The following is a 14,379-nucleotide window of genomic DNA, read 5'->3' as shown; positions in this document are numbered from 1 at the left end:
TTTGATTCTTTTTATTGTTATTTAAAATGTGTTTACGGCGAAAGCTCGCCACGGAGATCAGTTTGCAGACAACGTTCAAGTTCAGCCTGATTTAAGTCTTGCGACAGTAAATAATGAAGTTTGGTTAGTGCAGCTTCTACGGTCATATCAAAGCCGCTAATAACACCAATCTTGGCCAACCCATTGCCGGTCGCATAACCCCCCATATTAACTTTACCTTTAAAACATTGGGTGCAGTTTAAAATGGTTACCCCAGAGTTTACTCCGCGCGCCAGACTTGCCAGTAGTTGCTCATTCTGCGGCGCATTACCAACCCCATAGCTTTGCATAATTAAGGCACGTACTGGTTGCTGTAGTAAATGATCAAACACTACTGGTGAAATGCCCGGATACAGGGTTATCACACCAATATGCTGTGGCGTAACGCGGCGTACGCGTAACGGGCTGGGGTCTAACTCTTTAACGATGCCTGCCTTGACCGTAATTTGAATACCAGCTTCTAGCAAGGGGCGAAAATTAGGCGACTCAAATGCATTAAAACCGTTGGCGTCGGCTTTGGTTGCACGATTGCCGCGATACAGTTGGTTATTGAAGAATAAGCCAACTTCATGAATCGGATAGTTCGCCGCAATATACAACGCGTTAAGAAGATTGGTTTGACCGTCGGATCGCAGTGCCGCTAAAGGAATTTGCGAGCCGGTGATAATTACTGGTTTGCCAAGATTCTCAAACATAAACGATAGCGCCGACGCGGTATACGCCATGGTGTCAGTGCCATGCAAGACGACAAAGCCATCATAATCGGCGTAATGATCCTGAATGTCGTCGGCGATACGTTGCCAGTCGTTTGGCGACATATCCGATGAATCCATTAACGGTGTGTACTCGTGGATATCAAAGAGGGGCATCTCAGCACGAAAGAATTCCGGCATTTTTTTGACGCACTCGGTCAAAAAGCCTGGCGCAGGAACATAACCCTGCGCCGATTTCTGCATACCTATGGTGCCACCTGTATAGGCGACGTAAATCCGCTTACGTTTTGCTGTCATGCACTCTATAACCTTACTGCCAAAAGTTACGGCGATGAGTTAATGGGGCAAACTTCGCACAGCAGATAGACGCCATTTGGGTCATTAAACTTAGAGGTCAACTGCAACTCGCGCCAGACACCCATTAACTCTTGTTTCATGGGGTCGATGGTACGTGGAGACTCGCTGACAGGCAAGAAAACTTGCGCTTGACTGAACAGATCGCGTAGGAAACGTTCGCGGGCGTTCAGTTCAGGTTCGACAGTGACGACCTTGTAATCGGTAACCTGAGCTAATTCTGCAGCAGCAGTAATCGCTTCATCCAAATCACCCAAGCGATCGACCAAACCAAGTTCTTGTGCTTTAGCTCCGGTCCAAACCCGACCTTGTGCAACTTCATGCACTTGCTCGTAAGTCATGCCCCGACCTTCTGCGACCATGCTAACAAAGTCGCGATAAAATTTGTCTATCGAGCTTTGTACAACATCTGCGGCAGCCTCTGGCAGCGGACGGGTAATATCCATCACTGGCATTTCTGTGGTGTGGTAACCGTCGCTATAAACGCCAACATGGGCCAATGAATCTTCTATGGTGAAGAACATACCGAACACACCGATGGAGCCTGTGATAGTGGTCGGCGCGGCCCATATCTGGTCTGCACTTGCTGCAATCCAATAACCACCTGATGCCGCGACTGAAGACATGGAAGCGATGACAGGGATACCAGCGGCTTGTAATTCAAGTACTTCCTGGCGAATAACCTCGGATGCGAAACCGCTTCCGCCTGGACTGTCAATGCGCAACACCACGGCTTTGGTGGCGTCGTTCAAACGAGCTTTGCGTAGTAATTCTGCAGTGCTGTCACCACCAATTGAGCCTTGTTTCTGATAACCATCGACAATGACGCCACGCGCAACCACAATAGCGATTTCGCTCTTGTCTTTAGTTTTAACGAAGACTGGATCTTGCGCGTCCAGGTAATTTTTGTGAGTTATTTTGCGCCAGCTTTTCTCGTCATCATCGAGACCGGTTAAGTTAATCATTTGCTTACGGAAGTCTTCACGCGTCAGAAGTTCATCGACCAAGCCGCCGTTTAACGTCATTCGCGCCATGTCTTCATTGCTTTCAGCTAACACAGCTTTAAAGTCTTCAATGGTTCCCGACAACAAGCGGGGGTCGATAGTGCGCAATTGTTGTACCGAATTCACATAATCAGCCCAAAGCGCGTCGTAAAGCTCAGCAGTTGCTTCGCGAGCTTGCTCTGACATGTCGTTACGGGTATAAGGTTCAACTGCTGATTTGTAGGCACCCACTTTAAACACATGAGTACTAACTTTTAGCTTATTTAACAGCTCATTGAAATAAAGGCGGTAACCACCCATACCCTCGAACAACATCGCACCCAACGGGTTCAGGTATATTTTTTCACCATGAGCGGCCAAAAAGTATTGCGACTGGGAGTAGTAATCACCGTAACTATAGATAGGCTTGCCAGCTTCACGAAAACTCAACAATGCTTCACCGACTTGCTTCATTTTGTTTATGCCACCGCCGGTAAAATCTGATAAGTCGAGATAAATACCACTAATGCGCGGATCATCTTTGGCTGTTTCGATACTTTGTACAACATCGCTTAGCAAGGTTTCAGGTGGAGCACCCTCAGTGCCAAACGCCTCATTGAAAAAGGTATCCATGGGATCAATCCAGGTTTTTTCTTCTACCAGCGCGCCGCGCAATTGCACCACAAGAACGCCGTTCTCCGGTACTAAGATTGGTTCATCGCCGGCCAGTATTACCACGACGACAATAGCGAGCAAAAAGAAGAAGATGACATTCAATAAGATCTTGCGGATCCCATTGATTAAGCCGAATAATTTTTTGAATACGTTGGCAATTCCGCTCATTACTTTGGGTCCCTTATGGTTATCATTTCGAGGTCAGTGTGCAGAATACTGAAGATTTTGCGAATAAACCAGTAGCACAATGTAACAGAGCGTGATCCTTTGATAAGCTAATCACTGACGAATTTTATCAGCTTTTACGACCCAAGGAACTACTATGCAGGCAATCGAGTTACTCACCACACGTTCCTCAATGCCACGATTGATTGAGCCAGGTCCAAGCCCTGCGCAGTTTGAGTTGCTGCAACGTGCCGCAGCAAGGGCTCCCGATCATATGGCGCTTATGCCGTATCGGTTTGTGGTTTACACCGGCGCCGCACGACAACGACTAGGTGCAATTTATCGTGGTGCTGCAGAAGCTAAAGGTTTGTCCGAAGATGCATGCTTACAAGCGAGCCAGTTGCCATTAAGAGCGCCGATGGTGATTGCTTGTTTAATGGACTACAGCACCAATGAAAAAGTCCCTCGCGACGAACAATTCGCCAGTGCTGCGTGTGCAACATTGTTAATGCAGCAGGCTGCTTTTGCACAAAATTTAGGGGCGATCTGGCGCACGGGTTGGTTTGCTGAGGACACTCAGGTATTGCGTGAGTTGGGCGGAAAGAGTGACGATGCGATCGTTGGCTTTTTGTATGTTGGCACTCCAGCGGTACCAACACCTATCAAGCCAGAGAAAGCCATCGCCGAAAAATTCAGCGACGGCTAGTAACGTTAGAATTCGAGATTTTTTGGCGCACGCGGAAATGGGATCACATCGCGAATATTGGTCATGCCCGTAACATAGGTCACCAGGCGTTCGAATCCCAGACCAAAGCCCGCGTGAGGTACGGTGCCGTAGCGGCGAAGATCGCGGTACCAGCTGTAGTGTTCCATCGGCAGCCCCATTTCTTCCATCCGTTCATCGAGCTTGCTTAAGCGTTCTTCACGGGCACTGCCACCGATAATTTCGCCGATGCCAGGGGCGAGGATATCCATTGCGGCGACAGTCTTGCCGTCGTCGTTCTGGCGCATATAAAAGGCTTTAATATCTTTCGGGTAATTTTTCAGCACTATAGGTGCGCCGACATGCTCTTCGGCAAGGTAGCGTTCATGTTCAGATTGCAGGTCGGTACCCCATTCAACGGCGTACTCAAATTTCTTCCCACAGTTCTGCAAAATTTCCACCGCTTCGCTGTAATCCATGTGCACGAATTTGTTGCTCGTCAAATGTTGCAGACGGTCCAACACATTTTTATCAATGCGTTGCTGGAAGAACGCCATGTCGTCAGCACGTTCTTCAAGTACCGCATTAATGCAGTACTTCAGCATCGCTTCTGCGAGATCGGCAATGTCATTAAGATCAGCAAACGCAAGTTCAGGTTCGACCATCCAGAATTCCGCAAGGTGCCTACTGGTATTGGAGTTTTCCGCGCGGAACGTTGGACCAAAGGTGTAGACCTTTGATAGCGCACAAGCATAGGTCTCAACGTTAAGTTGACCGGATACGGTTAAGAATGATTCTTTACCGAAAAAATCTTTACTGTAATCGATACTACCTTGTTCATTAAGCGGCAAGTTCAGTGAGTCAAGGGTGGATACCCGGAACATTTCGCCGGCGCCCTCAGCGTCTGATGCAGTTAAAATTGGGGTGGCGACCCACAAGTAACCGTGCTCATGGAAAAACCGATGGATGGCCTGCGCCAAACAGTTACGGACCCGCATAACGGCACCGGTAACATTGGTGCGCGGACGTAAATGCGCGTACTCGCGCAGATACTCCATGGAGTGTGGCTTTGGCGACATCGGGTAGGTGTCAGGATCTTCCACCAGGCCGTAAATTTCAACTTGGGTCGCCTGGAGTTCGAATGCTTGTCCTTTACCTGCTGATTCCGCGACGTTACCGGTTATCGCTACGCTCGCACCGGTGGTCAACTTTAAGACTTCGTCCTCGTAGTTATCGAGCTCATTAGGCACCACCGCCTGGATCGGATCAAAGCATGAACCATCATGGATATTGATAAACGAGATACCCGCTTTTGAATCGCGGCGGGTTCGCACCCAACCACGTACGGTAACTTGTTCACCAACAGCGACTTTACCTGCTAAAACATCGACAACTGTTGCGAAGGACATACGTCTTAAAACTCCGTGTACAAGGTGAAAAACAGTAAATTTTCGTTCGTTCGAAGATTAACTCGAAAAAGAGCGTCTATGTTACCTTGCTTTGCCCAAGACTCAAGTGAAAATCACCCTTGTCGGGCAAGATCACCAATGGCCTTGGTCAGTTGTGATAACTGTTCTGGGGTAATGATGAACGGCGGCATTAAGTAGACCAACTTACCGAATGGCCGAATCCAGACCCCAGCATCGACAAATTGTTGTTGCACCGCAGCGACATCTACCGGCTCGATCATCTCGACGACACCGATAGCACCAAAGCAACGGACATCAGCTACGCTTGGCAGACGACGTAACGGCTCAAGCTCGGTTTTCAGCTGCTGCGCGATGGCTGCCACCTGTGCCGGCCACTCATTGGCCTCTAAGAGTTCAAGGCTAGCGTTAGCGACTGCGCAAGCGAGGGGGTTACCCATAAATGTAGGGCCGTGCATAAAAGTACCGTTAGCCGGTCCATTACTTATGGTGGTTGCAACGTCGTCGCTACAGAGCACCGCGGCCTGAGTCATGTAGCCGCCCGTCAGTGCTTTGCCGACACACATAATATCAGGACTCACATCAGCATGATCACAAGCGAACCAGCGACCGGTACGACCAAAGCCGGTAGCAATTTCATCAGCAATGAACAACACATCGTAGTGTCGACAAAGTTCTGCTGCTGCCTTTAAGTAACTAGGGTGATAAAAACGCATCCCCCCCGCGCCTTGAACGATAGGCTCGAGGATCAGTGCCGCAAGTTCATGCTGATGCTCACTTAATAATTGTTCGAGCGGTGCCATCGCACTGGCATCCCAATCATCTTCAGGGCGAATCGTTGGTACCGGTGCAAATAGTTGTTGGCGGAGACTGCCACGGAACAGACTGTGCATTCCGTTCACCGGATCGCACACTGACATCGCAGCAAAGGTGTCGCCATGGTAGCCGCCACGGAGGGTGGCGAGCCGGTTTTTCTCCGGTAGGTGTCTGGATACCCAATATTGCACGGCCATTTTAATGGCGACTTCAACGGCAACAGAGCCAGAGTCCGCCAGGAATACGCGCTGCAATGCTGCTGGGGAATATTTGACTAAGCGTCGACACAGATCAACCGCTGGTTGATGGGTAATGCCACCGAACATCACGTGACTCATTTCCTGCAACTGTGCTTGGGCTGCTGCGTTAAGGTGTGGATGGTTGTAGCCGTGAATACTTGCCCACCAAGACGACATTCCATCGATTAAACGGCGGCCGTCACTAAGCTCTAATTCACAACCTTGAGCCCGTGCTACAGGAAAAACAGGAAGTGGCTTATTAAAGGATGTATAGGGGTGCCAGATGTGGTCACGGTCAAAGCTTAAATCTGCTGGTTGCATAATAATTAAACAGTCGTCATATTTATAAGGAGTGTAATGTTGACAGTGTACCGATAAAAGGTATCCTCTTCGAGCATAAATTTGAAACAAAAATCATAACAACGGATGCATTCTCATGACAGTTACAACAGTACGCCACGACTGGCAACGCAATGAAATTGAAGCGCTATTTGATCTGCCGTTCAATGACTTACTTTTTCAAGCGCAGCAAGCGCACCGAGCCAATTTTGACCCGAATAAAGTTCAGGTGAGTACATTACTGTCAATAAAAACCGGAGCTTGTCCTGAGGACTGCAAGTATTGTCCGCAAAGCGCCCATTACCATACCGGGGTGGATCGCGAGCGGCTGATGGCAGTTGAAAAGGTGCTCGCCGAAGCTCGTGCGGCGAAGGAACAGGGTGCAAGTCGTTTCTGTATGGGAGCCGCGTGGCGTAACCCGAAAGCCCGGGACATGCCCTACGTGATGGAGATGGTAAAAGGGGTAAAAGAGCTGGGTCTGGAAACTTGTATGACACTGGGTATGCTGTCCGCCGAGCAAGCCAAACTGCTGCAACAAGCAGGACTTGATTACTACAATCATAATCTCGATACCTCGCCGGAGTTTTACGGTGAGATTATCAGTACCCGCACCTATCATGATCGCTTACAGACCCTAAGCAACGTTCGTGATGCAGGAATGAAAGTTTGTGCCGGCGGTATTGTCGGCATGGGCGAAAGTCGCTCTGATCGTGCCGGGTTGTTGCAGCAGTTAGCGAATTTGCCGAAACATCCAGAGAGCGTTCCGGTCAATATGTTAGTCAAAGTTAAGGGCACTCCTTTTGCGGAACTTGATGACCTTGACCCATTTGAATTTGTTCGCACGGTTGCCATTGCGCGTATTTTAATGCCAGCGTCTTACGTGCGTTTGTCGGCGGGCCGCGAGACCATGAGTGATGAGTTGCAAGCCCTGTGTTTTATGGCGGGTGCAAATTCGATTTTCTACGGTGAACGTTTGTTGACAACCGCTAACCCGGAAGCCGATAAAGATCAGCTGTTGTTTCGTCGACTTGGACTCGAACCGCTTGAGATTGACGATTATAGCGATGATGTTTACGAGGCTGTTATTGCTGATGCAGTTGCTGAGGAAGAGCAACCGCCACTTTATTACGAAGTGAGCTAACAGGACCAAAAACCGGTGCAAACGGCGATTCAACAAAAACTTCATGCAGCGTTGCAACGACGTCGAACTCTAGGGCGTCTGCGTGAACTAACCACGATTACTGCGCTAAATGCGACCGACGTCGTCATCGCGCAACGGCGCTATACCAGCTTCTCGAGTAACGACTATCTGGGTTTAAGTCATCATCCCAAAGTGGTTACGGCGTTACGTAATGCTGAACACGCTGGCAGCCGCGCATCACCTTTGGTTACGGGCTACAGTCGGGCTCATCACGATCTTGCTGCGCAGTTGGCGGAGTTTCTGCAGCGCGATAAAGTGCTGTTGTTTAGCTCTGCTTTTGCGGCCAATGTGGGTTCATTGGGTAGCTTAGGGAGGTACTACGACCACCTTTGGCTAGATCGCTTGGCACATGCCTCATTACTAACTGGTGCGAAGCAAAGTAGCGTCAACTGGCGTCGTTTTGCACATCAAGAGTTTCAGTCACTTGCGCGAAAACTTAAGGTTACCGCGCAGGCTAATTTGGTGGTTGCAGAGTCGATCTACAGTATGGATGGCGATGAGCTTGACCAGCAGGGGTTCAGAGGAGTTATTGCCGCGCCACATAATGACGGTTATGTCGATGATGCCCATGGCTTTGGCCTACTTGGTGAGTATGGGAATGGCATTTGCGCGGACTATACGCAAACTGAACTGGCAGTGGTCAGTCTGGCTTTTGGTAAGGCTTGCGGTGTCGCTGGAGGCGCTGTTGCGGTGGCTGAGGAAGTTGCTGAGTACCTGATTAATTTTTGTCCTGAGTTCATCTATTCAACAGCGATGCCTGGCGCACAAGCTCGCGCGATTCAAGCATCAATAAAGCTGTTGCAAAGCGCCGAGGGCGACCGGCTACGCCAGCAATTGCAAACCAATATTGCGCAATTTAAAGATCAATGCACGACGTTGCAGTTACCTATAGAGGCGTCATCGCACGCTATTCAGACTCTGATCGTTGGCAGTGACGCTGCTGCTGTAACGCAAAGTCAGGCGCTGCGACAATTGGGCATTTGGTGTACAGCAATACGGCCACCGACCGTTCCCGAAGGTAGTGCGCGACTGCGTATTACCTTGAGTGCCGCACATTCAAACGCGCAAATTATACAGCTGACACGAGCGTTAGCTGCAACGCGGCAGTACGGAGATGTTGTTAATGAATAGTCACCTCAACCTTGCTGAAAAGGTTTCGTACTATGATAAAAAGCGTGTGGCTAAACAGTTTGGCCGCGCCGCGCAGAGTTATGTGGTACATGACCGTTTGCAACGGCAAGTGGCTGCGGTGCTGATGGATTCACTGATATATCGGCCGGGCAGCTTGCTCGATGTGGGTTGTGGACCTGCGCATCATGCCGAGGAATTGCACCACTATACAGAACATTATCTGGGTATTGATTTGGCGCCAGCAATGTTGGAACAAGCTCAGCTTCAAGAAATTGCCGGTCATTGGTTGCTCGCGGATATGGAGCAATTGCCTTTCGCCTCGGCATCAATCACCAGTATTTTTTCTAACTTAGCTATGCAATGGGGCAATGATCTGACAGGACTCCTGCAGGAATGGTCACGGGTATTGAAACCTGGTGGACAGTTGCTGGCATCCACGATTTTACCTGGTTCGATGTGGCCGTTGGGTCAGTGTTTTCAAGCCATTGACGGCGAGCCCCATCACAACCAATGGCCGAGTTATGAGATGATTCGCGAGGCTTTAGCGGAGCTGAACAGTGAGCTAACAGTGACCGAACAAACTTTTGTGTTGAGCTACGATAATCTGTTGCAGATGCTCCGCGAACTGAAAGGAATTGGGGCGAACTATACTGTCCGACATGCCAGTGGTCTGTATCCACGAGAACGATTTGCGCGACTCGAAAAAACCATGGAAAACTACCGTACAAGCAGCGGTAAACTTGAGCTTCATTGGAATATCGGATTGATCAGCGGCTTTAAGACACTTGAGTAAAACTAAATATGACTTGTATTTTTGTAACGGGAACCGATACTGACGTAGGAAAGACTCTGGTCTCAACCGCGATACTGCAGCGACTAGCGGAGGGCGGTTTTCAGACGTTAGCGATGAAACCTATCGCTGCAGGTGCTGACCAAACTGAGCACGGGTTGCGTAATAGCGACGCGTTGCAATTGGCGGCCGCTATGACGGTACCTAATGTCGCTTATCATCAGCTCAACCCAATTTGTCTGGCACCGCCGGTAGCCCCGCATTTAGCCGCTGCGCAAGTGAATCATCGCCTTAATGTCAGCGACTTAGTCGAGGCAACGGCTTCGTTACGCCAGAGCTATGTTCATGAGCTACTAATGATAGAGGGAGCTGGTGGTTGGCAAGTTCCACTCAACGATCACGAGACTTTCGCTGACTTTGTTAGTGAAATTGGTGCCAAAGTAGTGTTAGTCGTAGGTTTAAAGCTCGGCTGCTTGAACCACACATTACTTACCATGGCAGATTTACAACAGCGTGGAATCAAGGTCATCGGCTGGGTTGCTAATCAAGTGCAGTCTGAACCCATGGCGCTGCAAACAGAAAACGTGGCCTGGTTGCAACAACACTTGAAGCTGCCACTGTTGGCCACGATTCCTTATTTAGCTACGGAGCAACGTGCGACTGCGGCGAGTTATTTGCCAGCAAGCCATGAACTGATGTCACTATTGCAAGGTAACTGAAGTTTATGGCCGCCTTGAAAGACAAAACCGTCTTGATTACCTAACAACACCATTTGTTCGTTGTCAATTTGCAGTGCGGTACCTTCGCGAATAGCCAGTACCGGTGTTTCTGGGGCAACCGCCATAAACTCAGCCAGTCGTTGATCACGTGTTTCACCGTGAAAACCAGGTGGTTGGTAATCACTGTAATGAGGATTCAGTTGAAACGGAACGAGCGCCAACGCGCTAAACGATTCGGGCTCAACAATTGGCATATCGTTGGTGGTGCGGATAGATAGCCCCGCAATATTTGAACCAGCACTCCAACCTACGTAGGGTACGCCTGCAGCAACGGCGTGTTGCAACGGTGCAACCAGTTGTTGTTGTTGTAACTGCGCCAGTAAATGAAAGGTATTACCACCACCGACCACAATCGCTGCTGCGTTCGCAATGGCCTCGGCAGGCCGTTGGGCTTGGTGCAGGCCAGTAACCGTGAAACCATGGGGTTCCAGTTGCGCAGCGACCTTTGCGGTATAATCATCGTAGCTCATACCCACCCCAGCGAACGGCACAAAGAGAAGTTCTTCTGTCGCTCCCAGATATTGTTGCAAGTGCGGAATGACTGGCTCAAGGTAATCGCTATCGGCCACTTTGGAACTCGAGCACAACAAGATTCTACGTTGGTCCATTTATTTTCCTAAAAACCGCCTAAAAGTGCGTTTATGCTAGCAAAAAGTTCGCCACCAAGCGATTGGATTAGGGTAAAATAAAGCTCAGATAAACTTACTTAGTTCGAATGCATGATAGTACTAGAGGTTGTATTCGGAATTCTTGCAAGTATTATCGTTATGTGGGTCTGGTTACAAATCGAGGGCCCTCGGGAACTAGCTTCAGTGAATGATATGCGAGCCATCCGCCGTTGGCGACACGGATCGCAGCACTGGAATAGATGACACGCGAAGTAGTAAGCAAGGAATATCATGACCAATTGGAGTGCGCGGAGCTGGCGTGAAAAGCCGATCCAACAACAGCCTAACTACACCGATCCAGATCAATTGAAAACGATTGAACATCAGCTTAAGACATATCCACCACTGGTTTTTGCTGAAGAGATTCGAGCCTTACGAACGCAGCTAGGCCGGGTAAGTCAAGGTAAAGGATTCTTACTACAAGGTGGCGATTGTGCTGAATCCTTTGCTGATTTCAACGCACCTAAAATTCGCGATACCTTCAAAGTCATATTGCAAATGGCGGTCGTTTTGACCTTTGCTGGTTCGTGTCCGGTGACAAAGGTTGCGCGTATGGCAGGGCAGTACGCTAAGCCACGTTCAAGCGATCTCGAGAGCATTGACGGCGTTGAATTACCAAGTTACCGCGGCGATATCATTAACGGTTCTGAATTTACTGCCGACGCGCGGCAACCAGACCCACAGCGTATGGTACAGGCCTACCATCATTCAGCCGCAACTTTGAATCTACTGCGGGCATTTGCGCAAGGCGGCTTGGCCGACCTGCATAAAGTGCATAAATGGAATATGAGTTTCGTTGCTGCCAATCCGCTGAAAGATAAATACTTGAAAGTCGCTGAGCAGATTCAATCCGCGCTAAAATTTATGGAAGTGATGGGGATCACAGCGGAAACCAACGCCACGATTCACGAAACACAGCTTTTTACTTCTCACGAAGCCTTGCTGTTGCCTTATGAAGAGGCATTAACTCGCACTGACACGCTAAGCGGCTTACCGTATGACTGCTCGGCACATATGGTTTGGATCGGCGAACGTACGCGACAGCTGGACCACGCCCATGTCGAGTTCATGCGTGGCATTCATAACCCAATCGGTGTTAAAATAGGTCCGACCACTAAGCCTGATGATGTGATTCACTTGCTTGACGCCCTGAATCCTGAGAATGAAATGGGGCGCATGACGCTAATCACTCGTATGGGGGCTGGTAACTTGGGCGACGCGCTTCCAGCATTGGTGCGGCGTGTGAAAGCTGAGGGTCGTCATGTGGTATGGTCGAGCGATCCAATGCATGGTAATACGGTGAAAGCTGAAAACGGCTTGAAAACCCGTAACTTTGACGCCATACATCAGGAATTACGGCAGTTCTTTGCCGTCCATCAAGCAGAAGGTACTTACCCTGGTGGAGTACATCTGGAGATGACGGGTGAAGATGTGACTGAGTGCACCGGTGGTGCGTATCAGATTAGTGAACAAGATTTGACGCAACGTTATCGTACGCAGTGCGATCCGCGTTTGAATGCAGACCAGGTGCTCGAGTTAGCATTTTTGGTTGCAGACTCTCTCCGTGAGGCACGTCAAGGCCGCGGGTAACCGACATTTTCGAGGTTTAAGTAGTATATGTCACAACAGGTTGAGCAGTTTTTCGATAACCTTTGGAACGATTACATCAAACTCACGCCATCGGCGGCAAAAGTACATCAAGTACTTGGTCAAGGGCGTGAAATCATTAATGATCATGTGGCGTTTCGTACCTTTGATATTGCGCCAGTGCGCTTAGAGACATTAGCGCAACATTTCATTGCGATGGGCTATAAGCCATGTGGTGACTACGAGTTCGAGGCAAAACGTCTGGTGGCCAAACACTTCGAACACGCTGATCCGCAGTTACCGAAAATATTCATTAGCGAACTCATGGTAGAAGAATTTTCGCCAGCGTTGCAAAACATCGTTAAACGGTTGGTCGCTCAAATCGATCCCGCTGCGGTACAGCAACCTGAATTTTTGTATTCAGGCAAGCATTGGCAGATCAGCAGCAGCGACTATGAACTTTTGCTTGCGGAAAGTGAGTACGCGGCCTGGATGGCAGCATTTGGCTTCCGTGCTAACCACTTTACAGTTAACGTCAACGAGTTACCGGATTACGAATCGCTTGAACACGTGAACCAAACCTTAAAAACCGCAGGTTTTCGTTTGAACAGTTCAGGTGGCGAAATCAAAGGTTCTCCAGATGTTTATCTGGAGCAATCGTCCACTATGGCGGACCACTCCCCAGTGCTTTTTAGTGATATGGAAAAAGTTATTCCAAGCTGTTTTTATGAGTTTGCTAAGCGCTATGAAGTTGCACCCAACAAACTCTACACCGGCTTTGTTGCAGCTTCAGCGGATAAGATCTTTGAAAGTACCGACACGCGTGCATTGGCAGATCAGGACAACTAAAGCCTGATAGCTTACCCCGGGCTATACTAGTAATGATGCCGCTCAAGATTGGTCTCAGCGAGAATCTTGGCGGCAATCTCTTCTACTGAAAACCGCGTGGAATCGAGAAAAGGAATCGCTTCGCGACGGTACAGTTTTTCGACTTCCTGTAATTCAAATCGACACTGTTGCATTGATGCATAGCGCGATCCTTCGCGTCGCTTGCTTCTAATTTCATGCAAACGTTGAGCTTCGAGCGTCAACCCAAAAATTTTGTGCCGATGCGGTTTCAGTGGCTTGGGTAGTTGCAAATTTTCCATGTTGTCATCTTCGGTCAATGGATAGTTCGCCGCTTTAATGCCGTAATGCAAAGCTAAGTACAGACTGGTAGGGGTTTTTCCGGTACGTGACACCCCAAGTAAAATGATGTCAGCCTCGTCATAGTTGGAAATGTTGCTACCATCATCATTCGCTAGGGAGTAGTTGACCGCTTCGATGCGACTGTCATAACTGTCGCGTACACCATTTTCCTGAATACCATGGGTACGGTGGGTTTTGGGCCGCGCCTCCATATCAAGTTCGGCACTTAGCGGCGCGACAAAATAATCTAAGAAGTCGTAATGACTGCCTTTGGATGAGGTAATGACCCGTTTTAGATCTAAACTCACAAAGGTATGAAAGATAATCGGCCGGATGCCTGACGCCTCAAAAGCTGCATTTATTTTAGTAACAGCTTGCTGAGCCTTCTCGATCGAATCAATGAAGGCGAGGGTTTTGTGTTCCACTTTTAAGGGGAACATCGACAACATGGCACGCCCGAAAGCTTCGGCGGTGAGTGCGGTACCGTCGGAGATATAAAATATAGTCCGCATGAATGGTTCTCTGGCTAGAAATGCTTGATCAATCTTAACCTTTTCCTCGCTTACGTGTAAAATGATCTAC

The 14,379-nt window shown here is 49.0% G+C and carries 13 protein-coding genes; 7 read left to right on the top strand and 6 right to left on the bottom strand.

The window, feature by feature from the left end:
- Positions 1–32: 32 nt before the first annotated feature.
- Both ansA and sppA read right to left on the bottom strand, forming a co-directional pair.
- A complete protein-coding gene (gene ansA / locus ACQ5ES_RS02665; protein WP_445014411.1) occupies positions 33–1,049 on the bottom strand; it encodes an asparaginase in 1,017 nt (338 codons plus the stop codon).
- Positions 1,050–1,075: 26 nt separating this feature from the next.
- Positions 1,076–2,932 (bottom strand): signal peptide peptidase SppA, encoded by a 1,857-nt coding sequence (sppA, locus tag ACQ5ES_RS02660; protein ID WP_445014410.1) that lies wholly within the window; start codon positions 2,930–2,932, stop codon positions 1,076–1,078.
- Positions 2,933–3,086: 154 nt separating this feature from the next.
- Here sppA and ACQ5ES_RS02655 point away from each other — a divergent pair, with 154 nt between their 5' ends.
- Positions 3,087–3,635 (top strand): nitroreductase family protein, encoded by a 549-nt coding sequence (locus ACQ5ES_RS02655; RefSeq protein ID WP_445014409.1) that lies wholly within the window; start codon positions 3,087–3,089, stop codon positions 3,633–3,635.
- A gap of 5 nt (positions 3,636–3,640) precedes the next feature.
- Here the strand turns inward: ACQ5ES_RS02655 and asnS are convergent, their stop codons facing one another.
- Positions 3,641–5,041, bottom strand: coding sequence for an asparagine--tRNA ligase (gene asnS, locus ACQ5ES_RS02650; RefSeq protein ID WP_445014408.1), 1,401 nt, complete (start codon positions 5,039–5,041; stop codon positions 3,641–3,643).
- 113 nt (positions 5,042–5,154) lie between these two features.
- Positions 5,155–6,435, bottom strand: a complete 1,281-nt coding sequence (gene bioA / locus ACQ5ES_RS02645; protein ID WP_445014407.1) for an adenosylmethionine--8-amino-7-oxononanoate transaminase — start codon at positions 6,433–6,435, stop codon at positions 5,155–5,157.
- 115 nt (positions 6,436–6,550) lie between these two features.
- Here bioA and bioB point away from each other — a divergent pair, with 115 nt between their 5' ends.
- Genes bioB through bioD form a run of 4 tightly spaced genes read left to right on the top strand, consistent with a single transcriptional unit; the run spans position 6,551 to position 10,294 of the window.
- The gene (gene bioB / locus ACQ5ES_RS02640) at positions 6,551–7,594 is read left to right on the top strand and encodes a biotin synthase BioB (protein WP_445014406.1); all 1,044 of its coding nucleotides are present in this window, start codon (positions 6,551–6,553) and stop codon (positions 7,592–7,594) included.
- A gap of 15 nt (positions 7,595–7,609) precedes the next feature.
- The gene (locus ACQ5ES_RS02635; protein ID WP_445014405.1) at positions 7,610–8,785 is read left to right on the top strand and encodes an aminotransferase class I/II-fold pyridoxal phosphate-dependent enzyme; all 1,176 of its coding nucleotides are present in this window, start codon (positions 7,610–7,612) and stop codon (positions 8,783–8,785) included.
- Complete coding sequence (locus ACQ5ES_RS02630; protein WP_445014404.1) at positions 8,778–9,578, top strand: methyltransferase domain-containing protein; 801 nt, start codon at positions 8,778–8,780, stop codon at positions 9,576–9,578. The genes ACQ5ES_RS02635 and ACQ5ES_RS02630 overlap by 8 nt, the downstream gene beginning before the upstream one ends.
- Positions 9,579–9,586: 8 nt before the next feature.
- Positions 9,587–10,294, top strand: a complete 708-nt coding sequence (bioD, locus tag ACQ5ES_RS02625) for a dethiobiotin synthase (RefSeq protein WP_445014403.1) — start codon at positions 9,587–9,589, stop codon at positions 10,292–10,294.
- Here the strand turns inward: bioD and pepE are convergent.
- Positions 10,246–10,962: a dipeptidase PepE gene (pepE, locus tag ACQ5ES_RS02620; protein ID WP_445014402.1), complete on the bottom strand. Its 717-nt coding sequence runs from the start codon at positions 10,960–10,962 to the stop codon at positions 10,246–10,248. The two genes, bioD and pepE, sit on opposite strands and share 49 nt — an antisense overlap.
- A gap of 291 nt (positions 10,963–11,253) precedes the next feature.
- Between pepE and ACQ5ES_RS02615 the strand changes: the two genes are divergently transcribed.
- Both ACQ5ES_RS02615 and ACQ5ES_RS02610 read left to right on the top strand, forming a co-directional pair.
- Positions 11,254–12,612 (top strand): class II 3-deoxy-7-phosphoheptulonate synthase, encoded by a 1,359-nt coding sequence (locus tag ACQ5ES_RS02615; RefSeq protein WP_445014401.1) that lies wholly within the window; start codon positions 11,254–11,256, stop codon positions 12,610–12,612.
- Between the two features lie 27 nt (positions 12,613–12,639).
- Entirely contained in the window at positions 12,640–13,458 is an 819-nt protein-coding gene (locus ACQ5ES_RS02610) for a DUF1338 domain-containing protein (RefSeq protein WP_445014400.1), read from the top strand.
- 26 nt (positions 13,459–13,484) lie between these two features.
- Here ACQ5ES_RS02610 and ppsR read toward each other — a convergent pair whose 3' ends face one another.
- Complete coding sequence (gene ppsR / locus ACQ5ES_RS02605; RefSeq protein ID WP_445014399.1) at positions 13,485–14,309, bottom strand: posphoenolpyruvate synthetase regulatory kinase/phosphorylase PpsR; 825 nt, start codon at positions 14,307–14,309, stop codon at positions 13,485–13,487.
- Positions 14,310–14,379: the final 70 nt, after the last annotated feature.

It is taken from the genome of Pseudidiomarina xizangensis (genome assembly GCF_052541995.1).
The sequence above is the reverse complement of the archived record's forward strand: the minus strand, read 5'-3'. Positions and strand labels throughout refer to the sequence as shown.

What these genes read in the sequence shown, in the direction of transcription:
- asnS (WP_445014408.1), bottom strand. Translation starts at nt 5,041, where the DNA reads ATGTCCTTCGCAACAGTTGTCGATGTTTTAGCAGGTAAAGTCGCTGTT.
- ACQ5ES_RS02630 (WP_445014404.1), top strand. Translation starts at nt 8,778, where the DNA reads ATGAATAGTCACCTCAACCTTGCTGAAAAGGTTTCGTACTATGATAAA.
- pepE (WP_445014402.1), bottom strand. Translation starts at nt 10,962, where the DNA reads ATGGACCAACGTAGAATCTTGTTGTGCTCGAGTTCCAAAGTGGCCGAT.
- bioB (WP_445014406.1), top strand. Translation starts at nt 6,551, where the DNA reads ATGACAGTTACAACAGTACGCCACGACTGGCAACGCAATGAAATTGAA.
- bioD (WP_445014403.1), top strand. Translation starts at nt 9,587, where the DNA reads ATGACTTGTATTTTTGTAACGGGAACCGATACTGACGTAGGAAAGACT.
- ppsR (WP_445014399.1), bottom strand. Translation starts at nt 14,309, where the DNA reads ATGCGGACTATATTTTATATCTCCGACGGTACCGCACTCACCGCCGAA.
- ACQ5ES_RS02610 (WP_445014400.1), top strand. Translation starts at nt 12,640, where the DNA reads ATGTCACAACAGGTTGAGCAGTTTTTCGATAACCTTTGGAACGATTAC.
- ACQ5ES_RS02615 (WP_445014401.1), top strand. Translation starts at nt 11,254, where the DNA reads ATGACCAATTGGAGTGCGCGGAGCTGGCGTGAAAAGCCGATCCAACAA.
- ansA (WP_445014411.1), bottom strand. Translation starts at nt 1,049, where the DNA reads ATGACAGCAAAACGTAAGCGGATTTACGTCGCCTATACAGGTGGCACC.
- sppA (WP_445014410.1), bottom strand. Translation starts at nt 2,932, where the DNA reads ATGAGCGGAATTGCCAACGTATTCAAAAAATTATTCGGCTTAATCAAT.
- bioA (WP_445014407.1), bottom strand. Translation starts at nt 6,435, where the DNA reads ATGCAACCAGCAGATTTAAGCTTTGACCGTGACCACATCTGGCACCCC.
- ACQ5ES_RS02655 (WP_445014409.1), top strand. Translation starts at nt 3,087, where the DNA reads ATGCAGGCAATCGAGTTACTCACCACACGTTCCTCAATGCCACGATTG.